The 26705-nt window shown below is 62.3% G+C and carries 22 protein-coding genes and 1 pseudogene; 14 read left to right on the top strand and 9 right to left on the bottom strand.

All coding sequences use genetic code 11. The features are described from left to right. Positions 1-4: 4 nt before the first annotated feature. Genes LK459_RS14675 through LK459_RS14655 form a run of 5 tightly spaced genes read left to right on the top strand, consistent with a single transcriptional unit; the run spans position 5 to position 5415 of the window. Complete coding sequence (locus tag LK459_RS14675; RefSeq protein ID WP_227919165.1) at positions 5-862, top strand: glycosyltransferase family 2 protein; 858 nt, start codon at positions 5-7, stop codon at positions 860-862. Further along, complete coding sequence (locus tag LK459_RS14670) at positions 859-2208, top strand: oligosaccharide repeat unit polymerase (RefSeq protein WP_227919164.1); 1350 nt, start codon at positions 859-861, stop codon at positions 2206-2208. The genes LK459_RS14675 and LK459_RS14670 overlap by 4 nt, the downstream gene beginning before the upstream one ends. After that, the gene (locus tag LK459_RS14665) at positions 2205-3296 is read left to right on the top strand and encodes a right-handed parallel beta-helix repeat-containing protein (protein WP_227919162.1); all 1092 of its coding nucleotides are present in this window, start codon (positions 2205-2207) and stop codon (positions 3294-3296) included. Before LK459_RS14670 ends, LK459_RS14665 begins: the two co-directional genes overlap by 4 nt. Further along, on the top strand, positions 3293-4360 hold the full coding sequence (locus LK459_RS14660) for a glycosyltransferase (protein ID WP_227919160.1): 1068 nt from the start codon (positions 3293-3295) through the stop codon (positions 4358-4360). The genes LK459_RS14665 and LK459_RS14660 overlap by 4 nt, the downstream gene beginning before the upstream one ends. Then, entirely contained in the window at positions 4357-5415 is a 1059-nt protein-coding gene (locus tag LK459_RS14655) for a glycosyltransferase family 4 protein (protein ID WP_227919158.1), read from the top strand. Before LK459_RS14660 ends, LK459_RS14655 begins: the two co-directional genes overlap by 4 nt. Positions 5416-5435: 20 nt before the next feature. Here LK459_RS14655 and LK459_RS14650 read toward each other — a convergent pair whose 3' ends face one another. Beyond that, positions 5436-6746: a lipopolysaccharide biosynthesis protein gene (locus tag LK459_RS14650; RefSeq protein WP_227919156.1), complete on the bottom strand. Its 1311-nt coding sequence runs from the start codon at positions 6744-6746 to the stop codon at positions 5436-5438. An 86-nt stretch (positions 6747-6832) separates the two neighbouring features. Between LK459_RS14650 and LK459_RS14645 the strand changes: the two genes are divergently transcribed. Then, positions 6833-8218 carry a glycosyltransferase family 87 protein gene (locus tag LK459_RS14645; protein ID WP_227919154.1) on the top strand — a complete coding sequence of 462 codons (1386 nt, stop codon included), beginning with the start codon at positions 6833-6835 and terminating at the stop codon, positions 8216-8218. Here the strand turns inward: LK459_RS14645 and LK459_RS14640 are convergent. Together LK459_RS14640 and LK459_RS14635 are read right to left on the bottom strand one after the other, a co-directional pair. Continuing rightward, positions 8155-9126 carry a polysaccharide deacetylase family protein gene (locus LK459_RS14640; RefSeq protein ID WP_227919153.1) on the bottom strand — a complete coding sequence of 324 codons (972 nt, stop codon included), beginning with the start codon at positions 9124-9126 and terminating at the stop codon, positions 8155-8157. The two genes, LK459_RS14645 and LK459_RS14640, sit on opposite strands and share 64 nt — an antisense overlap. After that, complete coding sequence (locus LK459_RS14635; protein WP_227919151.1) at positions 9123-10004, bottom strand: DMT family protein; 882 nt, start codon at positions 10002-10004, stop codon at positions 9123-9125. Before LK459_RS14635 ends, LK459_RS14640 begins: the two co-directional genes overlap by 4 nt. Positions 10005-10065: 61 nt before the next feature. On the opposite strand from LK459_RS14635, the gene wecB reads away from it, so the two are divergent. The 4 genes from wecB (at position 10066) to LK459_RS14615 (ending at position 14908) form a co-directional block, all read left to right on the top strand. Beyond that, positions 10066-11220 (top strand): non-hydrolyzing UDP-N-acetylglucosamine 2-epimerase, encoded by a 1155-nt coding sequence (gene wecB / locus LK459_RS14630; protein WP_227919149.1) that lies wholly within the window; start codon positions 10066-10068, stop codon positions 11218-11220. Positions 11221-11392: 172 nt separating this feature from the next. Continuing rightward, a complete protein-coding gene (locus LK459_RS14625) occupies positions 11393-12211 on the top strand; it encodes a glycosyltransferase family 2 protein (RefSeq protein ID WP_227919147.1) in 819 nt (272 codons plus the stop codon). Then, positions 12208-13521 carry an FAD-dependent oxidoreductase gene (locus LK459_RS14620; protein ID WP_227919145.1) on the top strand — a complete coding sequence of 438 codons (1314 nt, stop codon included), beginning with the start codon at positions 12208-12210 and terminating at the stop codon, positions 13519-13521. The genes LK459_RS14625 and LK459_RS14620 overlap by 4 nt, the downstream gene beginning before the upstream one ends. 25 nt (positions 13522-13546) lie before the next feature. After that, positions 13547-14908 (top strand): sugar transferase, encoded by a 1362-nt coding sequence (locus LK459_RS14615; RefSeq protein ID WP_227923769.1) that lies wholly within the window; start codon positions 13547-13549, stop codon positions 14906-14908. Here LK459_RS14615 and LK459_RS23330 read toward each other — a convergent pair. Together LK459_RS23330 and LK459_RS23325 are read right to left on the bottom strand one after the other, a co-directional pair. After that, positions 14902-15144 carry a hypothetical protein gene (locus LK459_RS23330; RefSeq protein ID WP_407648833.1) on the bottom strand — a complete coding sequence of 81 codons (243 nt, stop codon included), beginning with the start codon at positions 15142-15144 and terminating at the stop codon, positions 14902-14904. The two genes, LK459_RS14615 and LK459_RS23330, sit on opposite strands and share 7 nt — an antisense overlap. Before the next feature lie 36 nt (positions 15145-15180). Then, positions 15181-15450 (bottom strand): annotated as a pseudogene (locus tag LK459_RS23325) (arsenate reductase/protein-tyrosine-phosphatase family protein); the annotation flags it as partial. A gap of 162 nt (positions 15451-15612) precedes the next feature. On the opposite strand from LK459_RS23325, the gene LK459_RS14605 reads away from it, so the two are divergent. Beyond that, positions 15613-15990, top strand: a complete 378-nt coding sequence (locus LK459_RS14605) for a histone-like nucleoid-structuring protein Lsr2 (RefSeq protein WP_227919143.1) — start codon at positions 15613-15615, stop codon at positions 15988-15990. 20 nt (positions 15991-16010) lie between these two features. Here LK459_RS14605 and LK459_RS14600 read toward each other — a convergent pair whose 3' ends face one another. Continuing rightward, on the bottom strand, positions 16011-16427 hold the full coding sequence (locus LK459_RS14600) for a hypothetical protein (protein WP_227919142.1): 417 nt from the start codon (positions 16425-16427) through the stop codon (positions 16011-16013). A gap of 129 nt (positions 16428-16556) precedes the next feature. Next, the gene (locus tag LK459_RS14595) at positions 16557-17978 is read right to left on the bottom strand and encodes a sugar transferase (protein ID WP_227923768.1); all 1422 of its coding nucleotides are present in this window, start codon (positions 17976-17978) and stop codon (positions 16557-16559) included. 997 nt (positions 17979-18975) lie between these two features. Here LK459_RS14595 and LK459_RS14590 point away from each other — a divergent pair. After that, positions 18976-20352, top strand: coding sequence for an IS1380-like element ISGbr1 family transposase (locus LK459_RS14590; protein WP_064862420.1), 1377 nt, complete (start codon positions 18976-18978; stop codon positions 20350-20352). Between the two features lie 113 nt (positions 20353-20465). On the opposite strand, the gene LK459_RS14585 is transcribed toward LK459_RS14590, so the two are convergent. Continuing rightward, entirely contained in the window at positions 20466-21608 is a 1143-nt protein-coding gene (locus LK459_RS14585) for a vWA domain-containing protein (protein ID WP_227919141.1), read from the bottom strand. 712 nt (positions 21609-22320) lie between these two features. Between LK459_RS14585 and LK459_RS14580 the strand changes: the two genes are divergently transcribed. Continuing rightward, the gene (locus LK459_RS14580; protein ID WP_227919140.1) at positions 22321-23553 is read left to right on the top strand and encodes an HNH endonuclease signature motif containing protein; all 1233 of its coding nucleotides are present in this window, start codon (positions 22321-22323) and stop codon (positions 23551-23553) included. 280 nt (positions 23554-23833) lie between these two features. Continuing rightward, positions 23834-24490: a thymidine kinase gene (locus LK459_RS14575; RefSeq protein ID WP_227919139.1), complete on the top strand. Its 657-nt coding sequence runs from the start codon at positions 23834-23836 to the stop codon at positions 24488-24490. 106 nt (positions 24491-24596) lie between these two features. Here the strand turns inward: LK459_RS14575 and LK459_RS14570 are convergent, their stop codons facing one another. Beyond that, positions 24597-26408: a DUF4012 domain-containing protein gene (locus LK459_RS14570; RefSeq protein ID WP_227919138.1), complete on the bottom strand. Its 1812-nt coding sequence runs from the start codon at positions 26406-26408 to the stop codon at positions 24597-24599. Between the last annotated feature and the right edge of the window lie 297 nt (positions 26409-26705).

The raw sequence follows: 26705 nt of genomic DNA, 5'->3' as shown, positions 1-26705 counted from the left end.
TCTGATGAGTGAACCCCGAGTGTCTCTGATCTGCTCGACGATCGGCAGACCGGATGAGCTGCGCCGCCTCGTCGATTCGGTTGCCGCGTCTACCGTCGCAGATGAGGTGGAGTTCATCGTCGTCGATCAAAGCGACGATCAGAAGTGCGCAGCGATCGTCCGCCAAGCCGAACTGCCCGGTCCGACGCGGATCGCGACGAGTGGCCGCGGCGTCTCGACAGGACGGAACGTGGGCACACAGATCGCGACGTCACCCGTCGTGGCCTATCCAGACGACAACTGCTGGTACGCACCGGACACCCTTGCCCGGGTGATCCGGCTGCTCGACGAATCCCCGGACACAGCCGGGGTGAGCGGGATGCAGGTCACCGACACCGGACGACCGTCCATGCAGCGTTGGCTGACCAAGCCGACGACGGTCTCTCGCTTGAACTTTCCGCGCACGACCATCTCGAGCACACTGTTCATCCGCACGGCATGCCTGCCGTCACTCTCTCCGTTCGACGAGGGACTCGGGGTCGGTGCGCGCGGCATGAGGGGGGCGGGAGAAGACTCCGATCTCGTGCTCCGCCTACTCGCAGCCGGTCACACCCTCGCCTACGATCCCGCGATTCGGATACTGCAGGACGACGATCGCGATGCGATCACAGACGCTTTCGTGGACAAGATGTTCCGATACGGTGTCGGGAACGGCCACCTCTGGCGGCGACATCGTCTGTCGTTGGCGCAGTTCGGTTATCACGGTGCACGCAAGGTCGCCGGAAGTGCGATTCGTTTTGCGCGGGGCAATCGCGTGCACTCCCGTGCAGATCGCGCCTACCTCCGGGGAGAGTTCATCGGATACTTCGGATTGGACCGATGACACGCCGCGTATCGCGCCCGATCTGGTGGATCTCCCCTGTCGCGATCGCGTTGCTCGTCGGTGGCCTGTCCCTGATCCCGACATCGTTCATCAGCGACACCGAGTTCCGTGCGCTGTGGCGATCTCCTCGCGTTCTCGACAACCACACGCTCGCCATGTTCGGCTCCGGCGTACTCGTGCTCGCGTTGAGCGCACTTATCGGGATGTCCGTCGTGCGGAGGCGCCCCGCGGTCGAGGGCACGTGGCCGGGCTTTGGTCCGGAGGTACGCGGCCTCCTCACCCGTGCCAGTACCGTCCTCCTCGTACTCACCGTCGTCGGCTACCTCGGATTCGGGTACCTGATCGCGAAGTCGGGCCTGACGCCCGCCGATCTACTGAGCGCGACATCAGCCGACGGCACTCCCGCAAAGGACGCGATCGGAACGATTGCCGGCGTGACCACGCTCACCCAGTTCGGCGTCCCCGCAGTCGTCGTCGCAGCGCTGCTCCTCACCCAGGGAAGAGATCGCCGCCAGATCGCCACGATCGCCATCGTGCTGATCCTGGCGATCGGACGAGCCTATGTGTTCTCAGAACGGCTCGCCGTCCTCGAACTGGTCGTGCCGCTCGCGGTCATCGGCAGCGCTCGACTCGGCAACCGAAGCCGGCGCGGTAACGTGATCGCGCAGTGGATTCCCCTCACCTCACTGCCCATCCTGTTGTTCGTCTTCGGGTTGTTCGAGTACTTCCGATCCTGGTCGTTCTATCGCTCGCGCACCTCGAGCAGCTTCATCGAGTTCGCCGCCGACCGCTTGGCCGGCTACTACGCGACGGCGATCAACAACGGACAGATCATCTACGACAACATGCGCTGGCCGGGACGCGTCCCGTACGACACACTCGAAGTCGTGTGGACCGCTCCCGGACTGGAGAACGTGTACAACACACTGCCCCCACATCGGGCCGCGTTCCCGCTCGGCCCGACCGACTACTCCACGTTGCTGACACAGCACGGGAATCCGGAATTCAACAATCCGAGCGGATATACCGGACCTTTCACTGATTACGGACCCTATGGCGGTCTTGTTTACCTGGCAATCGCCGGACTCGTCGTCGGGGTAACGTACAGAGCGTTCGCCAATGGATCCCTGTTAGGCATGCTCATGTATCCGATAATGTTCACCGGCCTTCTCGAAATGCCGCGCTATCTGTACTGGGCGCAGGGACGCGCCGCACCCGCATGGGTGGCCATGCTCGTGATCGGTTACCTGGGCATGCGGCTCATGCGCCGCGCCAGAGTCGCCCGCAACACGGCACCCGGTTCACCGGTCGGCGCAGCGCGTACGCAGAGGGTGATGTCGGCGTGAAGGCCCAGTGTTCCAAGGCATCCTGGATACTGCCTCTCGTCGCCCCGCTGTTGCTGTTGACCTCGTGCGGCACAGCAAACCCCGCACCCCCTGCGATCGATCGCACCGCGGAGTTGCAACAGAAGTTCGACTCGTTGGCACCGGGATCGACCCTTCATCTCGATGCCACCACGTACCGGCACTCCGGCGTCCTCAAGATCCGGGTGCCGAATGTGACGATCGAAGGAGACGGCACCGTCCTGGCTGCGACCAACGAGCAGACATCGTCGGTTCAGGTGACCGCGAACGGTGTCACGCTCTCGGGCCTGACGTTCACCGGCCCGACCACGGGCACCCGACGTTCCGGATTGGATCAGCACAAACTCGTGATCAGCGGCCAGAACGACGTCGTGCGTGACGTCACTGTTCACGGTTCCGCAGCAGCCGGAGTTTTCGTCGATGGGGCAAAGGGTTTCACGATCGACCGCGTGACCGTGTCGGATACCCTTGCCGACGGGGTACACATGACCGGCGGCGCGAGTGGCGGCACAGTCAGCGATGTGACCACCTCGGGAACCGGGGATGACGGTGTAGCCGTGGTGAGCTATTCCGATGACGGGCTGTGCTCGGACATCACCGAGCGGAACATCACCGTCAACGGAAACCGTTGGGGCCGGGGAATCACCGTCGTCGGAGGGACCCGTATCACCATCAGCGGTTTCGCCGTGTCGAACACCTCGGCCGCGGGTCTGTACATCGCGAGTGAGGGAAATCCTTACTTCACTCAGTCGACCTCGCAGGTTTCTGCCTCGAACGGCACGATCACCTCGGCCAACATCGGAAGCGTGGTCCAAGGGGCCGTCCTAGTGTACGCCGGGCGTGGCGTCAGCGGCGTTCAGGTATCCGATGTGACCATCGGATCGACGCCCGCCAAAGCGGGCCGCGACGTCGCGGTGTTGGCGGACGGCGGGGGCGCTGTGGATGGCATCTCGTTCTCGAGAATCACGCTTGTCAGCAATTCCGTGCAACCGTTCGTCACCAACGCACCCCGCTCGGCAACCACAACCTCCGGTTGGACCGTTAACGGCACAGCGACCGAAGTGCGATGAGCGGCAACACATCCGAGCGTCGGTTGATTCATGTCACCGAATCATTCGCGAGTGGAACAGCGGCCGCAATCGGTGACTACGTACGCAATTACCCCGATGCGGAGCACCACCTCATCTACTCCACTCGCGCCGAAGCCAGCATCGAGATGGACTCACTCGAGCGATTCGCGTCGACGACGGAGATGCCAGAGGGGACGCTGTCGCGTGTCCGGTTTCTCAGGCGTACGCTGCGCGGCGCACGACCTGCTGTGGTGCATGCACATTCGAGTAAGGCGGGAGTCTACGTTCGTGTCGCGCTGCGTGATTCACGACGCTCCCCTGTCGTGTACACGCCGCACTGTTACGCGTTCGAACGCCGCGACGTACCCGGCGCGGTCAGAAGCGGCTTTCGGTCAGCGGAGTGGATGCTCTCGTTCAACACATCCGCGGTCGGTGCCTGCTCTCCACGTGAATCCGAGTTGTCATCGTGGCCACTGTCGAGACCACGTACCGTCACCGTGCCGAATGTGGCGCCGTCACTCATCCCCGCTCGACGGGCAGGGGATCCCTCGTCGCCACTTCGGATCGCAGGAAACGGCCGGCTCGGCCCGCAGAAGGATGCCCGCTTCTTCGCAGAAGCGGTGAGCAGTGCGCGCAGCGACGGCATCGACGTCGACGCCGTGTGGATCGGTGGCGGCGACGATGAGATCGCCCGACACCTGCTCGACTCAGGGGTGGACGTGACCGGATGGTGCAGTCGTGAGCAGGCACTGAAGATTCTCGCCACCTGCGACGTCTACTTCCACACCGCGCAGTGGGAAGGTTTTCCCATCTCCATCCTCGAAGCCACGACCGCGGGCCTTCCGGTCATTGCTCGAGCCCAGCCGTACATCCGCGGATTCGAGATGCCGATGACCGTCGCCCAGCCATCTGAACTCGGCGACGTATTGACCGCGCTGCGTGACCGGGACACCTATGGGTCTCGGGTCGAGGCGACGCGACGAGCACTCGCCGACAACAACGATGAGGCACAACGCGCAGCTCTCCGCCATCTCTACGACCCCCTGTTCGAGGTGATGTCATGACCGAGATACACGTCAACGGTAAATGGCTCGCACAATCGATGACCGGCACGCAACGATATGCCGATGAGATGGTTCGAGCACTGATGGAGCTCACGTCGGACCACCGTTTCGTGATCCACGTACCAGCGGATGCGCAGGTTCCGCAGTGGCTGAGCAAGAGTGGCGCGCAGATACGCCGCTCGCGGTGGAAGGGCGTGGCTTTCGAGCAGTTCCACCTACCTGCGGTGACGCGTGGCTCGTTGCTGCTGAATTTCGCCGGTCCGGCGCCGCTGCTGAAGCGCAGGCAACTGGTCACCATGCACGATGCGACGCCGTTCCGATTCTCGTCGACGTTCCGCCGATCGTTCGTCTCCTTCTACGCCGTGATGTATTTCCTTCTGTCCCGCACAGCGTCTCATCTGGTCACGGTGTCCCAGTTCAGCGCGAGCGAACTGGCCGACTTCCTACGCGTGCCCTCGGAGCGTTTCGTTGTCGCCTACTGTGCGGCAGATGAATTCGATGTGATCGAAGCCGTCACACCCGAACTGGCGGAGAAAGTCGACGTGCCGAGGTCACTGGTCGTCGTGGGCACCCTGGCGCAACACAAGAACCTCCCCGATCCTGTCAATGCGTTGGTCGGCGAGGGTTTCTCGGTCGTGGTCGTAGGCGCTTCGGGTAATCCGCAGGTGTTCAGCGAGGCGTCGCCACTCTCGCCCGGCGCAGTCGTCGCCGGCCGACTCAGCGACGGCGAACTCGCATGGTTGTACCGGCACTGTCGGGCACTGGTCTTCCCATCCCGATACGAAGGTTTCGGGCTACCGGTCCTCGAGGCACAGGTATCGGGCTGCCCCGTGATCTGCAGCGACGCCGCATCACTCCCGGAGGTTGCAGGTGACGCAGCGCTGTTCTTCGCACCTGACGACACGCGTGCGATGCTCGACGCCGTCTATAGGGTGTCCGACGACGACAGTGCGCGCACCGACCTCATTCATCGGGGAAAGCGCAATCGCGAGCGCTTTTCGTGGCGCCTTTCGGCCCAGCGGGTCCTCGACGCCATCACCACGTCATTGGTCTGACGAGCGGTCAGACCCACCAGTCAGCGGAAAGTCGCAAAGGACGAGCGCAGCGCGAATCCCGGCCGGGGGGTGTCCTCCAGAACACGGCGTGCACTGAGCCATTGCACGATCGCGGTGAAGGTGACGGCGAGAGCAGAAACGATCGCGAGAGCCATGGGTCCACCGATGATCGCGGCTGCGATACCCGCCGGAACCGCGATGGCCAGGACGACCAGCGCCGATACTGCTGCACGATCGATGTTGTCGCTGATGATGAGCATCGTGATGTTTCCGCCCAGAGCCGTTTTCGCGATTCCACCCGCCGCCAGGATCAGCAGCATCACGCCCGCACCGGACATCGAAGGTCCGTATGCCCACGACACCACCGTCTCGCCAAGCACCGCCAGAAAGGCGACGATGAGCAGTGTCACGAGAGTCCCGAGGGTCGCCACCGCAGCCAGCACCGACACAACTCGCTCGCGGTTGCCCGCAACCCATTCACGCGCGACGACAGGCGTCACCGCCAACGATGCAAGGCTCTCGATGATCGTGACCTGAAGAGCGAGAGTTGCTGCCGCCGAATAGGTTGCCGCATCGTGTGGCGCGAACACGAAGTTGGCGAGCCAGACGGTGCCCGGGAGGCACACGAACGCCGACAGGTCCAGGACGAAGAGTTTGGCGCCATGACGGATCGGGTCGCGCAAGGTGCGCAAACTGCCGGGTCCGACCATCGACACCTCATCGCGACCGGCAACCAGCGAAACGACCAGCTGTACCGCAGCGACCACCGTGTACACCGCGAGAACGACGGTCAGCGACGGCTTGTCGAAGACGAATACCAGCAGGGTGACAGCAGGCAGTACAAGCGTGCTGCGGACGTGGTGAGTCGTCAGCACCGCCATACCGACGCGACCGTGGGCCGCGAATATGTCACTGAGAGTGAGCCGCATCGACTCGATGATCACGACGACGACGGTGAGGATCAGTACCGGCCAGTACTGCGGTTGACCGTGCATAGCCCACGTGGCGACGAGTCCGATGAAAGGCGCGGTGATCAAGGAGAGTACGAGCGTGGCACGCAGGTGAACAGACGCGATACTCCGCGCCTCTGCTCTCGTCGTCGCAGTGGGGAGCAGCCGTATCACGTTAGGCCCCAGGCCAAGTCGACCCACCATCGGTCCGATCGACAACGCGGCGAGGATCGCGAAGAACACTGCCGCTTGCCGCACGTCCAGCGCCCGGTACGCGACGATCGTCATGAGAAAAGTGCACAGGAGCCCCGCACCCGCCGCAACGAAACGAAAACTGAAACTTCGGCGGACTTCGACAGCGGAATTCTCGGTAGTGGTCATTTGGCGCCTCCTGAGAATCCGGCTGCCGCAGCTACTGTGTAAAGTGAGCAGCCAGTTCTGGGCCCTGATCGGACGGAGGTTGCCCGGTGCCTAATCGTCGGCTTGCCGCCCGTTGGCAGGTTCCCCTTCTCATCGTGTCCGTGATCGCGATGGTGGCGCTCGGATTCTCCCTCGTCAGAAAGGCGCTGGGCGATCGGATCGGCGCCGATGAATCCGTCGAGTGCGCAGTTCGACCGTGCCATCTGTCCTTCGTGGATTTCCGCGACGCAACATGGCGGGCCGCCTCCTGGTTCGTGACGGGCAACAACCCGTATGACACCCAGACCTATCTGGAACACTTCCCCAACTCTCTGGACTACCCGACGTATGCGCCGGGTCATCTCCTTCTCTGGGCTCCGCTGGGTTGGGCGGGCTGGGACACGGCGACCCTCCTCGCAGCGGCGGTCAACCTCGCGGTGATCGTGGCGACGGGCTGCTGGCTCGGCCTGCGTGCCGCAGAGCTCCTCCCCGCACGACTGGTTCCCGCAGGACGCGAGGGTGCCACTGCGCGCGCAATCATGGCAACGTGGGGCGTGATACTGCTGCTCCTGTCGCGCCCGGTGACCCTCGCCTACTACCTCGGCCAGCCGAGCGTCGTGTACGTCTTGCTCGGGGTTCCGGCAATCATGGTGCGCAACAAATACGTTGGAGTGATTCTCGTCGCAGTGTGCTGCATGAAGCCGCATATCGGACTCGCGGTCGTAGTCGTACTTCTCGCTCGGGGTGCGTGGCGGCGGGCTATCACCGGTGTCGTGCTGTCGGCTGTGCTCTCCCTGGCGGCGGTACCCGTGATGGCCGGCGGACTCACGGGCGTCCCTGGTTGGTTCAGCAGTCTTGCAGCCAACATCAGCGAGTCGTCGTCGAGGCGTACCGAGGACTGGCTCGACGAGCGGATCGACATCGTCGGAAGTCTTCAACACGCCGGTGTGGGCATCTCCACCATGGTCACCGTCGCCGTCGCCGTCGTCGGTGTGGTGCTCGCGTTCGTCCTGTCCCGTCGAATGTTCACTCGTTCGGAATCGATCGCCACGCTGCTCGGGCTCTCGTTGATCACACTGACGCTCTACCACCTCAGTTACGACGCCGCGTGGCTGATTCCGCCGATCGTTCTCGGCGCGTTGGAGGCGGCTCGAGACCGTCGTCTCCTGATCAGAATCCTGCCGGCGCTCGCGATGTTGTTCTTCGGAGCTGCAATCGCGCACTACTACGTCTTCGACCGGATCGGCACAGCGATGGGAATCGAGAATTTCTCCATCTACCTGATGCGGGTGCTGTTGTTCGCGGGCACCGTACTGTTGATCGTCACGCTGTGGCCAGAGCTTCGCAATCGTCGGGACCCGCGCGTGCGAGCGACACGTACAGCCGCTGATCATGATCGCTCCGACTCAGGTCCGGGGATCGATACACCCGGGGCCGACATCGCAGCCACGTGATCGCCGGTCCCCACGACGTCGAACTCACGCTGCATCGCACGTACCACCCACGCCATGAAGGCGACTTTCTCGGCCGCCGGGACCGCCATCCCCGGGAAGAACTGCATCAGGGGCACGTCCTTGCCGTCCAGGATGTCGGTCGGATGTATCAACATCGACATGCCGACTCCCCGCATACGACACATGCGCACGGCTGTACGGAAATAGGCACGCGCAAGCTTCGGAGATATCGAGTAGAGCTGCATGAGGTAGGACCCGTGCACCGGAATCCGAGCGAGCGGAAGCGTCGTCACCGGCAACTCGACGAGTTCACCAGACCTAGTCGAAATCCGGTGTGGGTGAAGGCTCGAGCGCGCTTGGCCAAAACCTCCGAAGAGCTCGGCACGCTCCTCACGTTGCTCCTCTGTGAGCATCGCACTCCGGAAATGTTGATACCGCGCGACAGGACCTATCCACGTCGGCAATGTACTGGCGTCGTACCGATAGCCACGCTCGGAGAGGAGGTTGAACAATTCCGGTGTGTGGCTGTAACCCGGCGCGCGGAATCCGGTCGGCGCAGGTGCGCCTGCGGCGATGATGGCTTCGTGGGTGCTGTCGATCTCTGCAGCCAGCCGTTCGGCGCTGTAGCGGTGGAGCCACGGTTCGTGCTCGTACGAGTGATTTCCCACTTCATGACCTGCTCCGACGAATGCCGAGATCGCACCAGCGCCGTCCTCGCGCGCGGCATCTGCGCCGATGACGAAGACCGTGGTGCGTTGTTCCAGCTCTCCGAACAGCTCGACGACGCGTGGAACTGCAACGGACAGATAGCTCGGTCGCGCTTCCCATTCGGGGTCGCCGTGGGTTTTCAGATAGGACCAGATGTTGTCGAGGTCCACTGAGACACTGGCTATCGTCGACGCACTCATTTCACACCTCTCACCGCAGTCGTATCGACTGCGTCGGTCAGGTTCGGTTCGCGTACGGCAGGACCCGGGTGGCGGCCCGTTTCGATGCGTGCCATCGCCCCCACTCCGACGACCGACAACACGAGGCCTGCTGCCACCCACACCGCGCGGCCCTCGCTGACCCGGTCCCCGAGCAGCGCAAAACCTGCTCCGGATGCCACCACCATCGTCGTGGCGTCCATGACAGAGCCGACGGCTGTGGTGGATCCACGAGCGAGCGCGAGTGCCATCTGAATCTGCCCGATCACGGCCGTCGCGAGAACGATCCACGCCAACGGATCGATGACGAGCGAAGGCCCGAGCGCCGCGGCTACGGGACGACCTGCGACAGCAAGGACTGCGAAGCTCATCCCCGCGAGGCATGCGAGCGGCACCGCCCCCGAGAATCGCGCCGCCACGAAGGTCGCACCGAACAGCACGGCGGTGACCACCGCGAGGCCCGCGATGACGGCTCTGCTGAGCTCGTATCCAGCAGACGGTTGCGATGCGGCGAGCAGAATCGCCACCGCAACCGTCATGACCGCGAACACTGTCAGCTCACGCACCGATGTACGTCGACCGAGAAACACGAAACCAAGAAACGACGCCAACGCGACCGACGCACACACTGCCCCCTGCACGAGGTAGAGCGGCAGCTGTGCTCGCGCGAGAAAAGCGAGCACGAATCCCGCTGTCTGGCAGCAGAATCCGACGACATAAACCGGATCACCGATCAATCGGATCAGCGATCCAAACCGCACGTCGGACGGCGCGGAACGCTTGGCGCCCACGCTCTGACACAGAAGTCCCACTGCATAGGCCCCCACCGCAGCAGCGAGATAGAAATAGTCAATTACCACTTCGACTCGAATCCACCCCGTTAACTATCCCGCACTCGAGAATGTATGTAGTCTATCGCGAGTGCCGACCGTTCATCTAGTTGCAGGAACTCGACCGGAAGCCATCAAACTCGCACCACTCCACACCGAGCTCCAGAAATTGGGGCTCACCACCCACTTCGTGGCGAGTGGTCAGCATCCGACGATGGTCAATGATTCATTGCGCGCGTTCGGAATCGCTCCTGATCTCGTACTCGAGATCGATCGAGGAGACGGCGGGCAGCCAACACTGATGGCAGCGCTGCTGACGGGCCTGTCGCAGATGTGGACCAGCGAACGCCCCGAGGCGGTGGTCGTCCAGGGAGACACCACCACAGCACTGGCCGGCGCACTCGCGGCATTCTGGGCCAGACTGCCGGTGGTACACCTCGAAGCCGGACTGCGCTCACACGATCTTCATTCGCCGTTTCCCGAGGAGGCGAACAGAAAACTCATCGGACAGATCGCCGACCTGCATCTCGCCCCGACCACGCGCGCTCGCACGAACCTACTCGACGACAACGTCGCACCGGAACGGATCTTTGTGACAGGGAACACAGTGGTCGACGCAGTGCTCCGGATCGCCTCGACCGTTCCCGAACCCGACATCGACCCGTCGAAGCCTCGAATCCTGCTGACAATGCACCGGCGCGAGTCGTGGGGCGACCCGCTCGATCGCGTACTCGACGCGGTGTCACAGCTACTCGACGAGTACCCGGATCTGAGCGTGCTGTGTCCGACACACCCCAATCCTGCTGTACGTCAACAGGTCTACCGAGCGCTCGACTCCCACGATCGAGTGACCCTCACCGAGCCTCTGCCCTACGAAGAACTCGTCGGTGTGATGAAGCACTCGACACTCATCATCTCCGACTCGGGCGGCATCCAGGAGGAGGCTCCCTCGTTCAGGGTTCCGGTCCTCGTCGTGCGAGAGGTGACCGAGCGGGTAGAGGCGATCGAGCACGGATGTGCGATAGCGGTGGGCACCGACCCGAATGCGCTCCTCCAAGCCGCACGAAGGCTTCTGGACGACCCAGAAGCTCGTTCTTCCATGACAATTCACGGAAATCCCTTTGGGGACGGTGCGGCAGCATTCCGGGGAGCACGGGCAATCGAAAACCTGCTGAATGGCGGCACCGAGCTACCGCCGGAGTTCTCGACCGATGTGCGGAAGACCACACAGACAGTTCGCAACTGAAAGAAATGATAAGTGTCACTGCAACTTTCAATCGGGCTGCAGTGGCAAAGCGGACATCGTCATGTTAGTGTGAATCCACCATTCGTTATCCGACAGGGGGAGTCGGATCGCTCCTGGGGGGGAAACTATGGTTATTGACTCATATGCGGGTCAGGCCACAACTGTCAGTCGTTTGGATGACATACGTTCGACCGGTAGCAGTGACGCGCACGGCCAAGGACGCCTGACACGCACGCGCACCATTCACTTGGTTCTGCCGGCCTACAACGAAGAGGATTCGCTCCAGCCGCTCTTCGAGAGGCTGCGGTCCACCACACTGCCGATCCACCTGAAGGCGTGGGTGGTCGACGACGGTTCGAGCGACCAGACAGCGGCAATCGCCACTCGAGGGCTCGAGGGACTCGACGTCCAGGTCGTCCGACATCGCGTCAACCAGGGCTTGGGGCGCGCTGTCCAGACCGGCATTCGGGCAGCACTGAACGCGGCGTCGACTGACGACATCATCGCAATGATGGACGCAGACAACACACATGACCCCGCACTGCTGGTCCCGATGATCGCCGCTATCGACGGGGGCGCCGATCTTGCTGTGTCGTCGCGATTCACACCTGGCGGCGACGACACCACGGCACCTCCGTTCCGGAGACTTCTTTCCCGTGGGGCTGCCGGGGTTTTCTCCCGACTGATCGCAATTGACGATCTGCACGACTTCACCTGCGGATACCGGGCTTACCGAGTATCACTTCTCCGCCGCGCGTCTGAGTACTGGGGTGAAAGCCTCATCACCGAACAGGGATTCGCGTGCATGGTGGAGCTTCTGATGAAGCTGCGGCATCTACAGCCTCGCGTCGTCGAAGTACCAATGGTGCTGCAGTACGATCTCAAACAGAGCGCATCGAAGCTCAAGCTCGCACTGACCTTGCGTCAGTACGCCAAACTCGTTCTGCGCGAACAGATGACGCCAACCCCTGATCTGGCGGGCAAAGATTGAATCGGCCGAGAGCGACCGGCGTCACCGTCATAGGCGGAGGCATCGCCGGTCTGGTTGTCGCGTACCGACTCACCCAGCAGGACGTCCCCGTTGTATTGCTCGAGCAGAGCGCTCAGCTGGGCGGACTGGGAGTCGAAGGCGAGATCGACGGTCATCCTATCGAGCGCTTCTACCACTGCATCATGCCGAGCGACGACGCGCTCTTGGGATTGCTGGATGATCTCGGGCTGCAGCAAGACATCGAATGGCGTTCCACCACAATGGGAATGCTCGTCGATCGTAGGCGGTACCCGTTCAACACGCCCGCGGACCTACTGCGATTTGGTGCTCTGAATCCCGTCCAGCGGATCAGGTTCGGCGCGGTGTCGGTAGCGCTTCGTCACCTCGGGCGTGGCAAGGATCTCGATGGGGTGACCACCGAGGCATGGCTGTCACGGCTCTACGGCCGCGAGATCTGGTCCCGGATGCTGCAACCCATGTTCGGTGCCAAGTTCGGCGACGCGTTCGCGCACGTGCCGGCCCGTTACGTCTACGAGCGACTCGGACGCGAGAAGAACGTCGCCGTACGCGGCTACCCACGCGGCGGGTATCGATCAATCGTCGACGCCCTGAGTCGAGCGATCCGGGACGCCGGAGGCGTCATCGAGACGTCGGCAACGGTCACGAACATGAGCGAGACCGCGAGCGGCATCGAGGTGACCGTCGACGGCGACGTCATCGAGTCCGATCGTGTGGTGTCCACCGTTCCGATCCCGGTTCTGCATCAGATCGCCGATACGAATCTTCGTGCATCACTGCCTGTTTCGGAACACAGCTACCAGGGCGTAGTCAACGTCGCATTCCTCCTCAAGAGGCCTCTCGACGGACACTACTGGAGCCCGGTGATCGGTTGCGACACCGAGTTCGACGGTGTCATCGAGATGTCGGCACTGTCGGGAACCCGCCGCTACGACGACCACACCTTGGTCTACACGATGAAGTACTGCAAAAGGGATTCGCCTCTCTTCCAACAAGATCCCGAGGCGATCGCGCAGCGCTGGACTGACCAGCTGCGTGACCTGTATCCCGATCGGATCGGCGCCGACGATGTCGTCGCGACCGCCGTCTTCTCAGCACCTTTTGTCGAGCCGATTCCTTTTGTCGGCCAATCACATCTACGTTCGGATGGTCATGTACCAGACACAAGACTCCATATCGCCACGACCACTCAGCTCTATCCGCAGGTCACCAGTTGGAACTCCTCGACCGGCCTCGCTGACGACATCGCACAGCGAGTCGGATCCTCGGACTTCTCAGTCAGTACGACGTGACGTCACCCGGTCCCATGCGTGCGTTCTGCGCACAGCCGAGATCGTCTCGGTCGCGGGGGGCGTCGCCTTCGCGGTTCTGATCAGCAACGATGCGCCCGTAGCCAAGTCGGTTCTCGAGCGTGTCGTCTTCGGAATCGGGATGGCAGCCTGTTGGGTATTGCTGTTGGCGCGTGAGGATTCGACGAATCAACGCATCCTGGGACGCGGAATCGAAGAATTCGTCCGGGTCTTCATCGCGACGGTCAAGCTCCTGGCTGTCGTCGCAGTTGTCGTCCTGGTGCTCGGCGTTCCCATTCCTCGGCAAACACTGCTCATAGCTTTCATCTGCGGCTTCGCCGGTTGCATGGCTGCCCACCTGGCCAGCACGATCTACATCGCGACTCGACGTCGACGCCACGGGGCTGCCACAACGCGTGTGCTGATCGTCGGGACGCCTGAGTCGGCCGCGCGAATGCGTGCGACGATGACCAAGAACCCGTCACTCGGGTACGTACCCGTCGGAGTCGTCGAACCGCCCTCACCGTCGGAACACGACATGACGATGATCGAGGACCCCGGCTATATAGTCGAGGCTGCACGGCACGATGTCGCCGACTACATCGTCATCGCGTCGTCGACTCCGCTGGAGACAGAATGGTTGCGCGCCTTGCGATTCGGTCTGTCGGAGGCAGGAATCGGACTATTGATCGCGCCGTCGATGGTCGGCCTCGCTCGCCCGAAGATCACCCTGGAATCCATCGCGGACGTGCCCCTCATCCACGTCGACGAGCCGGGCTACGGCAGCCGTTCGGGTTGGGGCAAAGCGCTGTTCGACCGCGCAGTCGCCGCTACGTTCCTGCTGATGCTCTCGCCACTTCTGTTGTCCGTCGCGCTCGCCGTGAAGGTATCTGACCGGGGACCCGTGTTCTACCGTCCGGAACGCATCGGTCGTGATGGTACACCCTTCCGGATGTGGAAGTTCCGCTCGATGTACCAGGATGCCGACAAGCGGCTCGCAGACTTGCGAGCGAGCGGAGCGATACCCGACGACAAGTTCTTCAAGCTGCAAAAGGACCCGAGAATCACTCCGGTCGGACGATTCATACGTCGCACAAGCATCGACGAACTCCCCCAGTTGCTCAATGTCATGCTCGGCGAGATGAGCCTCGTCGGTCCGCGGCCCCTCGTACACGGAGAAGGCCACAGCTTTCCCGGCTTTGTCGAGCGGCGCCAACTGGTCAAACCGGGAATGACTGGATTATGGCAGGTGTCCGGGCGCTCGGACACGACGGACGAGCAGCGTGTGGAATTGGATCTCTACTACGTGGAGAATTGGTCGATCGAGCAGGACCTGCGAATCCTCATGCGGACGGTCGTGACTGTGGCCCGAGGCGAAGGCGCCTACTGAACGGCCGTCGACACAGCCCATTCCACCACGTTCGCCACTCGCGGGTGCACTTCGCGATAGACACGCTCGAAATCTGATTTCGGGCGACCCATCGGATCAGTGATGTCGAAATGCGCGGAGTTGGTATCGATCTGACCTCGCGAGTTCATGATCGAATCCAGAGTTGCACCAGCACCGGGTGTGGAATCGGACTCGAGAACATTGAGCAGCTCGACGAACTCGATCAGCGTGAACATCCGTTTCCATCGCGCAGGCACCATGCGCTGGCAGGCGGCACGGTGTTCACGCGTAAGGCAGAGTACGAGTTCGGCTGATTGGAGGATTCTCGGCTGCAGATACCGCGATTCAAAACCTGTTGCGTCACAACCATGTTCGGCGAGAACCTCGATCGCGAAGGGGTGCATCGGTTGGCCGTTGAGAGCGCCGACGCCAGCGCTCGTCGCCGAGACCCGCGCGCCGCGATCTACCGCGATATCGCGACAGATGCGCTCTGCGATCGGAGATCGACAGATGTTGCCAGTGCATACGAACAGTACGTCCATGGACGCCACCCTATCGCCATGCGCACATCGACTTTCCGAGGACCAATTCGAGCCGTGAGAACATGCATATTCGCCTGGCGAACGAGCCGCCGCACAGTTTTTGCGTAGTACGTCAACGTGTCCGTCCTCCGTTCGACGGACGGCATAAGTTAACCTCGACACATGGCAACCATCCGCTCGGTTTCTTTTGTTGATGATCTGGACGGTCGGGAGATCGATCTCGATGATGTTCACACCGTCATGTGGTCGTGGCTCGGTGTCGAGTACCAACTCGACATCTCAAGCGCCAACCTGGACAAAGTCGAGAACGGTCGCGTCACAGTGGCCAAGCTCCTCGAAGCTTCCACCCGAGTCGGGGGGCGCAAGCAGTCGACCGCCCCTCGGGTGTCGAAGCGCTCCGCCGGAAACGCCACGTCATCGAAGGGTGGTGCCGCCAGTACAAGTGATATCCGTGAGTGGGCGATCGAAGAGGGATACGAGGTGGGGCCACGCGGCCGACTGCCCAAAGAGATCGTCGACGCTTACGAAGCCGCGCACTGACGGCTGAACAACATCTCTGCTCAGATTCCCGAGCACGAACTTCCCAGATCAAGACGCCGCCCCACGTCGGCACCCGTCAACTTCCAGGTACCTCCCTGTCGGGCACCCAGAACGAAATGTCCTTCGACCACCGGGCTCCAGTGGAAGATCGCCACATGTCCACGAGGTGCGACGTCGAAGGTGAAACGCAGAAGCTTTCCGTTGGCGAGACGGGTCGGTTGACGCACCGAGAATGTCACGGTGTCGTCGTTGGTGACCTTCGCAGTGAGGGTGTACGTGCACCCCGCGCCGTATTTGCCGGTTCCGCCCGGTTGGGAGATTGCAAGCGTCCTGACAGCCGCATCGGCGTCGGGGACGAACCCAGCCAGCGTGCACGTGAACGCCACTGTGCTCACGAGCATCGCTCGACCGGGCAACCGCCGTGTCCGCACTGCCATCCCGCTCTCCCTGCGTATCGACTGCTGGACGCGCTCAGGATATCGGTCGACTGAAAGACTCAGGGGATTCACGGCATTTGTCGACGTCGCGTCGGCTTGTCGAGGTGACCTCTTCACGCGCTACGGGGATCAGTACGCACCGTCCTTCGACACCACAGCCCGGAATGTCCGCCACAAGATCACCAGATCCTGCATGATCGACCAGTTCTCGACATAGGAGAGGTCGAGCCGAACCGACTCCTCCCACGAGAGATCAGACCGTCCCGACACCTGCCACAGACCTGTCATCCCCGGTTTCACCAGCATGCGACGCGCTACCCGTCCGTCGTACTTCTCGACCTCTTCGCGCAGCGGCGGACGCGGCCCGACAAGACTCATCGTTCCGCCGATGACGTTGAGCAACTGAGGAATCTCGTCGATGCTGTATCGACGCAGAATTCGACCGACGCGTGTCACGCGCGGATCGTCCCGGATCTTGAACAGCACGCCCGCCCCTTCGTCCTTGTCGCGGAGTTGCGCACGCAGGGCATCCGCGTTGGACACCATCGTCCGGAACTTCCACATCGAGAACGACTCGTTGTTCAGCCCTACCCGCGTAGCTCGGTAGAACACACTTCCTCGCGAATCGAGCTTGATGGCGGCCGCGACCAACAGCAGGACCGGTAGGCAAGCAACAAGTAGGAGCATGGCCCCCAAGCGATCGAGTGAGGCTTTGCGCAGCCGATTGGCACCCTCGTATTGCGGCTTGTCTATGTGCAGCAACGGCAAGCCGGCCACCGGACGGACCATCATCCGCGGCCCGGCGACGTCGGTGATGCCCGGAGCGACCATCATGTCGACCTCCATGCCCTGGAGGCTCCACGACAGATCCTGGATCGCTTCGTGTCCGAGTGCATCGGCAGACATGACCGCCACAGTTGTGGCGGCAGATGCCGAAACTGCAAGCGCCACATCCTCGAAGTCTCCGTAGACCGGTATCGGCTCGTCGTCGGTGGGAATAGTCGGCTGCGACGGTGCCATACCGACAGGCAGGCACACGCCGATCACCACGAATCCCAACTCCGGGCTACGCCTCAGTCGGTCCACGAGGTAGGAGACGGCAGCAGGCTCGCCCACGGCCAGCACCCGCTCGAGCCGCCTACCTCGTCGACGGTCGAGGCACAACCGATGACGCCACATCCATCTCGAACCGATCAATCCGGCGGTGCCCAGCGGAAGGGCCAGTGCGAAGTATCCCCGAGAGATCTCGATCTGGAAGACCATCACCGTGATGGCGAGCGCGCCGAAGACCGTGAAGCATGCGGTCAACACTCTGCTGTACTCGGCGGAGCCGGAACCGACGATCCGCCGATCCAGCGTCTGGTAGACGCGGAGGGTGAGCAACCATGCGAAGCACAGGACCACCGACACGAGAAGGACGGGGTGCCCGCTCACTCCACCGAAGCTCTCGCCTGCATGTCCAGGCCCGAATCGTATTCTCTGTGCGGCGAATACCGCAGCGACCACGACGACGACGTCTGTACATGCGATCGATACGAGGTATCGCCTCATCCATGACGACGCATTGATTCTGGCTGCCACCCGGACTGGGCGACGTCGCACGTCGGGTATCTGAACAGAACCGGCTCTCGCGATCGCGGGCCCTGTCGGGTTTCGTGGCTGGATCACGTCTCCCCCAATGAAGATTCAATCACTTAGTAGAACTGGGGGATTGCTCGCCTAGATGACGGACTCGCCCAGTCACGTCGAACCGCATCGGTGGTGCGGCTTCTGGAATACCTCGAGACCTGTTCGCGGCACTGCCTCTTCACAGCGCTCAGCCAGAATACACATCTTCTCGTCACCTACGACCGTCATCACGAAAATATCTGACCACCACCGACGCGGTCCACACTCCCCGAGCCCGGCGGCACTCGTTGCGAGCCACCGTTCGATCATGATGCTGATCAGTTATCACATTGCCGCACAAGGTAATACATCATATTTTACGCGTATGCGCGGAGTTGCCGAACCATCGCCGCACGGCCATGAAAGGAGCATTTCGACGTCGCGCCCCCTAGGTGCCAAGACAACTCATGTCCTCTGATCGACTGTAGCGAGCATCGATCGTTCGATGTCCCCCTTTTAGGTGTCACCAGAACGGTGGTCACTTTCGAATACCGGGAAAGCCCGAGAACTAGCGCACCTATTCGGACCATGACGACACGCGGAGATTTCGCACTGAGAATACTTAGCCTGGCTCACCTATAAGCCTCAGTCGATTGATATACGCGGAATTTCGCTCGCTATTCGTCTGTGCCGATTGAGGTTTCAGGTACTGCGCAAGAGCTACATTCGAATAGAGGACAACAAAGTCTTGCCTAACAAGGCTCCAATACGCCTATCATCTCGTGCACCGGATTCTTCATCCGAGGGCCGGGGGTGTTTAGCCTCGATCCACCGATTTGCTTGTGATCGGTCGGTGAGGGATAAACGAAATGCCCTGTCTGAGTGACAGAATGGGACTTCTCTAGGGTTCCATCCACACACACAGGAGGGCATGTCGTAGATGCGATTGTCTCACACTCACCCGGTCCGGTCTGCATCCTGTGACGATCCGAATCTCCTCGCCGCTGCGGGGGTGGTGCCGGTGATGGCGCTGGCCGAACGCGCCAGCCTGTCGGAGTTGGCCCGCGAGCATCTGAGCGTGCCCACCGACAAGGGCGCCCATCCGGATCGGAAAATGTTTTCCCTGGTGGCGGGGATGGTGGCGGGCGCCGACAGCATCGACGACATGGCCGTGTTGCGACACGGCGCGATGGGCAAGGTGTTCGACCATCCTTACGCCCCGTCGACGTTGGGATCGTTTCTTCGCGAGTTCCGGTTCGGGCATGTCCGCCAAGCCGATGCGATCGCCACCCGGCTGTTGGCGGGACTGGCTCGCCATACTCCGGTGCTGGCGGGGATCGACGGGCCGGTGATGATCGATATCGACGACTCGATCATCGAGGTCCACGGCCCGGCCAAGCAGGGCGTCGGATTCGGCTACACCCGAGTGCGTGGGCTGAACTCGGCGATCACCACCCTCACCTGTGGTGACGGTGCGCCGGTGATCGCCGCTCAACGCCTGCGCAAAGGGGCGTGTAACTCCGCGCGCGGGGCGCATCGGTTGATCGCCGACACCCTGGCCACCGTGCGGCGGCTACGGTCGTCCGATGCGTCGGGACCGATACTGCTGCGAGCGGATTCAGCGTTCTACGGCCATCGCGCGATCACCACCGCGCTCCGGGCCGGTGCGCAGGTGTCGGTCACCGTGCGTCAGGATTCCCACGTCCGAGCAGCGATCAGCGAGGTACCGGCAGATGCATGGACGCCGATCGAGTACACCGACGCCGTCTTCGACGAAGACAGCGGCCAGTGGGTCTCGCGGGCCGAGGTCGCCGAAGTACCGTTCACCGCGTTCACCTCCAAAGCCAAGCGCCTGCAGGTATCCGGACGGCTGGTGGTGCGCCGTATCCCTGACTTCGCAGCCGAGGGAGACGGCTTGTTCGACGTGTGGCGGTTTCATGCGTTCTTCACCACCAGCGACCTGGACACCGTGACCGCCGACAAGACTCACCGCGGTCATGCGATCATCGAGCAAGTCCACGCCGACCTCAAAGCCTCCGCATTGGCGCATCTGCCCTCGGGAAAGTTCTGCGCGAACGCCGCATGGCTGGTGTGTGCGGTCATCGCGTTCAACCTGACCCGCGCCGCAGCCTGTCTCGGTGGACAGCGTCTGGCGAAGGCGACTACCTCCACCATCCGACGCACCCTGATCTGCATACCCGCTCGAATCGCGTCCTCAGCGCGGCGCATCACGATGCATCTACCCGCCCGATGGCCGTGGGAACGCGAGTGGAACCTGTTGTTCAACAACACGATCAAACGACAACACTCAGCCTGACCCCTAACCATCGGCCAGAACCGGCCCCGACACGAAACCCAGTGAAACACGCCGACACCAGAGATCGGCGACTCACCCACGCCCACCGCCACCCCGAACATACACAACACATTTCACGAGACATCAAAAAGCCGATCGGTGGATCGAGGCTTAGTCGGCGCTGTCCGCTGCGGCAAACAGTTGCACAGCACGATGGTCCGAACCGAACCTGTTCTCACGTTCCCCGAGAAGACGATCCGCAGGGCTATACCCGCAGACTCATCCGCCGCGAAATACGCAGTCGACGAGCCCTCGTCGACTTTTACAGGCTCTCCGAACAGCTCGATCACCCGGCTCATCGGCGTACCCGCTTGGATCCCGTCCACCGTCGACGCGTTGGTGGGCCTAATCTCGGTCAACGTCTCGTCGTCGAAGACCCAGTCACAGTCCTTCCACCGCACCACCACTTTGTCGCCTTCGCGAGAGCCACTGGAAAGTTCGGGGAAGGAGGGATTGGCGTCGCGGATCGCTGCCTGCGATTCGCCGATCTTGATGCCGGCGAGGCCGGTGTTGGTCAGTTTCTGCGCCGCAGTGTCGGCGTTGCGCGCGGCGTCGATTCGCGACGACAGTTGCGCTGCGTTGTCGGCGGTGACGAAGACTCCACCTGCCTCGCGGGCTATGCACTCCAGCTGCGCGTCGGATGATTTGAACCCGATCGTGCTGATCGAGACATCCGGATGCTCGGCTCGCAGTGAGCGAGCGGTATCGCATGGATCGGGCTGGCAGGTCGACTCGCCGTCGGACACCAGTACTACCGACCCACCTCCCGAACCGAGTGTCTCGACGCCCTCGACGAGCGCGCGGGAAAGCGGGGTCCACCCGAGAGCCTGGATGCCGTTGATCGCCTGGACGGCTTCCGCCTTGTTGATCGGCGCGGTACGGATCACGGTCGATACGTCCGTGCAGCCCTTGGTCTGTGGGGTCGTCCGCGCGTTCATGGTGTTCCCGTACGCCACGAGACCGAAGCGGGTCTGCGGTGCGAGGTCGTTGACGAAGGTGGTGACTGCCGACCGCGCGGCGTCGATCCTGGGACCGGGAGCATCCGCCGTCTGCATCGATTCCGAACCATCAAGAACCACTACGACCGGTGTCTTCTCATAGTTCGACGAAGGCGCCGACGACGAGCGTTGGACAGGCTGATCGGTCGTCGTGCCGCATCCGACGAGCATTACGCAGAGCAGGAACGAAGAAATCGACCACACCGCGGCGCGATTCATGGCTGCAGCGTAACCATGGCCGTCTGCGAGCAAGAGACCGATCTGCACAATTGGTACGTTCGGGTGAACGCCTGGGAATCACCGTCGGCGCGGATACTCACTCCACATTGACCGGTATCGCACTGCCGACGGAGCCGACTTCGCCGTCCTGCGCCGTACCGCTTGGGGCAACGCTGCGACGTCGCCTGTACCTTGCCTCCGTCGCCGCCGTTACCGCCGTTACCGCCGTTGCCGAAACTGAGGTCGCCGTTGCGGCCGAGCCGCGCGGCGCCCGGTTGCCTGATGCCGGATTTTGGACCCAGATCTGCAGTGCACTCAGCAGTCAGGGACCGCGCGCTGCGAATCTGTACTGCGTCGATTCTCTTGAGGCCAAAGCAGGTTTCGAGGCTGATCCGCCGAGAAGGCTCAGCAGGCAGGCAGCACCGGCTATGTGTACCAAAGACTCCGCCGTCCCAGCGTTTTCAACGGTTTCTTGTGCGGCGCACCCGTAGCCACGCATCGTCGCGTACACACGTCCCGGGTATCCAATACGTCTCGATTCGCCGCCTGCTGTGGATAACCTCGCTCGACGCCGCGATCGTGTCAGACCCAATCGTTAGAATGGTGGTGGGATCACTCAGGTCTGCGAATCATACTGTTGTGCAGCATGTTTCGCGGAATCTTCTTCTTCAAATCCCTTGACTCGAACACACGTTCTCCGCATAATGGACATATGCCACCCCTCCCCACCCTCCTTGACGAACTACGTGACATTCGTCTTGACGACGATGCCACCGGTCGCGAGATCCACGCCGCGACACAGACACTGATGACGATGCGCAATGTCATCGACCATGTGATCTCACTCCACGCTGCCGCAATGGACAGGCTCGGCGTCGCCGGACCGGGCGGCAAGACACGCGCGCTACTCATCGAGATGGGTGCCGCACCGGCGGTCGCAACACGCTGGCTACAACTCGGAACGGCGATGGCGACATTGCAACGCCTACCCGGCTACGTCGAGGACGGTGTGTTCTCCAGCGAGCACGCATCAGCGATGGTGTCCGGACTCGCACATATCGAGAAGCGTTCGGTAGAAAGACTTTCCGACGCCGAGCGACTCGACCACGAGCGCGCCCTCATCTCTCAGGGTCTGTCGGGTGCCAATCCACGAGAGATCGCGTTGGTGGCACGCGGTCGGGCCAACGAGCACGTTCGGGACCAGGGCGGGGTTCCCGCAGCAGAAGACCGAAGCATCAATTCGCTCTCCATCACACAGAACAGCGAGGGACGCGCCGAGATCCGGGGCGACGTCGACCTGATAATCGCCGAGAAGCTCACCAGCGCAATCGATTCACTCTCCGCCCAACGTCCCGAACCAGACGGCGCGCCGGATAGGCGGTCGACAGGGCAACGCCGCACCGAAGCCCTCGAACAGATTCTCGATCTCGCTGCCTCCATCGACACACCGTTCGTCACAGCACCCAAAACCAGCATCGCGCTATTGGTACACGCAGACACCCCCGAGCCTGCACGTCTTCCGTGGGTCGGCCCGGTCACCGACCTGACCGCGCGAGCGCTGGCATGCGACGCCTCACTCACGGAAGTCGTCATCGATGGCGAGACAGTGCCACTCGAGATGGGCCACACCAAACGACTGTTCCCACCACACCTGCGCAAGGCTGTCACGATCCGCGACGAATGCTGCATCAAATGCGGAGCGCCTGCCTCGTGGTCGCACGTGCACCATATCGAGCACTGGATCGATGGCGGCGCAACCAATCTCGACAACGGTTGCCTGCTCTGCCCGTCGTGCCACGCACAGATCCATGCCAGCGAGTGGGAAGTCGTCATGGGCCACGACCGCCACCCATGGCTGATTCCACCGGCCGGTGTGGACCCACACCGCACACCACTACCCGCTCGAAACCGAAGAACCATGCGACTCGACGACGTCGCCGCGTAGAAGTCGCCTAGCCCGCCCAGACCTGAGACCGCCAGTCCGTTAGAGCCCCAGTCAACTGCTTTCCACTCGACGCCTCGGCGTCGGATGCACGATCCTTGAGAACTCTATACATCGCCCAGGATGCCGTGGATACGACGGCACGGACCAGCTCACATCACCGACCAGGTCGACGTCGAGATGGGTCGTGTGCGCTATCAGGCATCCATCGGCCCCATTCTTCGACGCTGCGTAACCCGTGCGCGTGCAGCATCATGTGACGAGTGTTCGCCGATATGTAGGCATGATCGACGTTGTCGGCGCGGTTCGTTTCGAGGAGGTGCTGTGGACGTGGTGCGTGATGGGTGAGTCGGGGCGCCTCGTGTTCTACTACGGGCCGATGGGCGCGGGTAAGACCACCGTCGCCCTGCAGACACATTTCAACCAGAGTCAGCAGGGGCGTATCGGTCTACTCCTCACCAAACGCGACCGATCCGGCCTCCCGCTGGTTACCAGCCGCATTGGGCTCGTCGCCGACGCGATACTCGTCGACGACAGCACGAACGTCCACGACCTCGTCGACGGATTCGGCTCGCACCGCATCGACTACGCGGTGTGCGACGAAGCACAGTTCCTCACCAGTGCCCAGGTCGATCAACTCGCGCAGCTCGTTGACGAGCGTGGAATCGACGTCTTCGCGTACGGACTGCTCACGGACTTCCGTACGCGCCTGTTCGACGGTTCTGCACGTCTCATCGAGATAGCCGACGAGACTCATCGCATGCAGGCTGTGGTGCTGTGCTGGTGTGGCCGAACGGCTTTCATGAATGCACGGATCGTCGATGGCGCGATCGTCCGGTCTGGCGATGTCGTTGCGGTCGGCGACACCGCCGATGGTCCGATGCAGTACAGGGCGCTTTGCCGTAGACATCATCGCGAGGGAAAGCCCTTCGCAGACTGAGCCACTGTGCGTCACCGCCGCTACTGAACCATCAAGCCACCCGATCACCAGCTAGCAGGCCATTAGGCCATCAGACCAGGATCACCCGCAGTCCGGCGACACCGGCTCAGCCGCCGCACACCGGGACGTCGACCTTCGGTGTCGGGTTGTCCACGAGTGGCTGCACCGGAACCGCCGCTTCACCCTGAGCCGATGTCGGTTCGGTTGCAGTCACGGTGACCTCGACGCTCTTACCAGCGGGGATCGGCACCTGCGTGTAGACCACCGGGTGACCGTAGAGCTGCCCCTCGCTGTACAGAGCAGGCGCACCGTCGACCTTCAGCTCCTTGATGGTCGCACCCTTGGTGAGGGTGAATTGCACGTTGGCCAGGTTGGTGCCCTTGTCGACCTTCTCCTGAGGATTGCCCAGCACGCCGATCACGTAGTCGGGCAACGACAAATCGGTCAGCGTGTTGGTCAGCTTGATGGTGGCGGTCGAATCACGGGTGTCGCCCGAACACTCGCCGGCGGTATAGGAGATCTCCCGCCGCAGGTAGTAGTCGATCTTGTTGCCTGCGATGTTGCCGACGGTCACATCCATGAAGGGTGCCGACGAATCCGGGAGCTGGTGCCCGAGCGCAGTGGTCTCCAAGACCTCCTGCTCCTGTTTGTGAGTGCTGTACACCATGATTCGACGTTCCTGCACTCCGTGGCCCAGGGCCTCGAGCAGAGCTCCCGAGTTACCCCTCATGGTGCCGATCTGATCGATGACCGCCTTCGAGATCGCCTGCAGATACAGCTTGCGAGCCGTGTTGTTGTCGGCGAATCGCTCGTACGACGTCGAGAGCGTGATCGGAACGACGTTGTCGGCGGTGATCTTCTCGCCGTCGGCGAGTGTGACCGGTCCGGTCACCTTGAGAACGTAGCTCAGTGCAATCGGGTCCAGCGCGACGGCACCGTCGAGTTGCTGTCCCGTCTGCTCTTTCCAGTTCGCGATCCAGATACGCGCAGTATCAGGGAAATTCGGGCTGATGTTGCTGTTGCGGAAGTCAGTGTAGGGACGGGTCCAGTCGTAGAGCGCGTTGTAGTCCGATCCGAAGTCCACTTGCCGCGTGCGTGGGTCCTCGAGATCGGAGTTCTGCCCCAGCTGTGGCGCCGATATGCGCCCGTCGTCTGCTCGCAGAATAGCGAAGCCACCTACCAAACCGCCGGTCGCGCGCGATTCCGACGGGGTCTGCATTGCGAGGAAGTAGTTGCGCGGCCCGTAGAGACCGAGCATCCCCGGTGCGATCTTCGCCGCGACATTCGTGCCCTGGACGAAGCGCGCGGTCTCGCCCACCTGATCGACGAGCTGTTCGCGCGCATCCGACACCGGCCCCAACCACGAACCAGAGATGTGCTGCACATGGTCATCGATCCGAGTGGCGTTACCTGCGATTCCCTCTAGTTTGGGCTGTGCGGCCGCCAGGGGTTGGAGGTTGACCGCGTTTCCATCCTCACGCAGTTTGCTGGGGCTGATCGTGTCGGCCAGCTCCGCGCTGGGGACCAGGACCTGTGAGGTCAGATCCGCCACCGACTCGGCCATCTCGTGCACACTCTTCAGCGGCGAGCCAAGTCCGGGTATGGCCGCAACTGCGCTCCAGACCGGGTTGCCCGACGTATCGCGAGCATCGCGTGCGGCCGCATCGGCGTCACCAGCCGCCGACTGCGCCTTGGCGACATTACCGTCCATGATCGCCGATTTCGCCGCAGCCGCATGGCTCCGCGCCTCCTCGACGCTGCTTTTGACGTCGAATACCAAGTACGCGAGGTAGGCGGCGAGCGCAACGATGAGGATGACGACGACGACCGCACCGATGGCGATCCGACGACCGCGTCCCGCCGATTGAGTGTCGCGTCCGTTGTCAGATGTCGAAGAATCCGTCGGATTCCGCACCATGAGAAAAATCCTCCGCTATCGCACATCTACCGGTTTCCGGACATTGGTCAGCGGAGTTTACCTTGAGATCCTTCACAGCACGCATCGACCACGTGACCGCGAGAGCGCATCCAGAGCTCGCCCGAGCACTTGCAGCGATGGCGCAACTTGTCGGCCAACCGTACCAATAACTCCCGATACTGTTGCGCATCAGCATGTTTCATCTTTCGGGCGCGCATTCGCACCTGGTGCACTCGTTCCGGACGCACGGAACGCGAATCCGAGGAGCTCGTGGTTCAAATCAAGCTCCGCAGCAAC

This window comes from Gordonia otitidis, from assembly GCF_020735545.1.
Classification (GTDB): domain Bacteria; phylum Actinomycetota; class Actinomycetes; order Mycobacteriales; family Mycobacteriaceae; genus Gordonia; species Gordonia otitidis.
Note: the sequence above shows the minus strand (reverse complement) of the source record. Positions and strands in the feature narration are given on the sequence as shown.

Coding starts and splice junctions, on each gene's coding strand:
- LK459_RS14660 (WP_227919160.1), top strand. CDS start 3,293: ATGAGCGGCAACACATCCGAGCGTCGGTTGATTCATGTCACCGAATCA.
- LK459_RS14595 (WP_227923768.1), bottom strand. CDS start 17,978: ATGAGGCGATACCTCGTATCGATCGCATGTACAGACGTCGTCGTCGTG.
- LK459_RS14670 (WP_227919164.1), top strand. CDS start 859: ATGACACGCCGCGTATCGCGCCCGATCTGGTGGATCTCCCCTGTCGCG.
- LK459_RS14600 (WP_227919142.1), bottom strand. CDS start 16,427: ATGGCAGTGCGGACACGGCGGTTGCCCGGTCGAGCGATGCTCGTGAGC.
- LK459_RS14650 (WP_227919156.1), bottom strand. CDS start 6,746: ATGACCACTACCGAGAATTCCGCTGTCGAAGTCCGCCGAAGTTTCAGT.
- LK459_RS14675 (WP_227919165.1), top strand. CDS start 5: ATGAGTGAACCCCGAGTGTCTCTGATCTGCTCGACGATCGGCAGACCG.
- LK459_RS14580 (WP_227919140.1), top strand. CDS start 22,321: ATGCCACCCCTCCCCACCCTCCTTGACGAACTACGTGACATTCGTCTT.
- LK459_RS14640 (WP_227919153.1), bottom strand. CDS start 9,126: ATGAGTGCGTCGACGATAGCCAGTGTCTCAGTGGACCTCGACAACATC.
- LK459_RS23330 (WP_407648833.1), bottom strand. CDS start 15,144: ATGTTCACGCTGATCGAGTTCGTCGAGCTGCTCAATGTTCTCGAGTCC.
- LK459_RS14605 (WP_227919143.1), top strand. CDS start 15,613: ATGGCAACCATCCGCTCGGTTTCTTTTGTTGATGATCTGGACGGTCGG.
- LK459_RS14585 (WP_227919141.1), bottom strand. CDS start 21,608: ATGAATCGCGCCGCGGTGTGGTCGATTTCTTCGTTCCTGCTCTGCGTA.
- LK459_RS14575 (WP_227919139.1), top strand. CDS start 23,834: ATGATCGACGTTGTCGGCGCGGTTCGTTTCGAGGAGGTGCTGTGGACG.
- LK459_RS14570 (WP_227919138.1), bottom strand. CDS start 26,408: ATGGTGCGGAATCCGACGGATTCTTCGACATCTGACAACGGACGCGAC.
- LK459_RS14655 (WP_227919158.1), top strand. CDS start 4,357: ATGACCGAGATACACGTCAACGGTAAATGGCTCGCACAATCGATGACC.
- LK459_RS14590 (WP_064862420.1), top strand. CDS start 18,976: ATGCGATTGTCTCACACTCACCCGGTCCGGTCTGCATCCTGTGACGAT.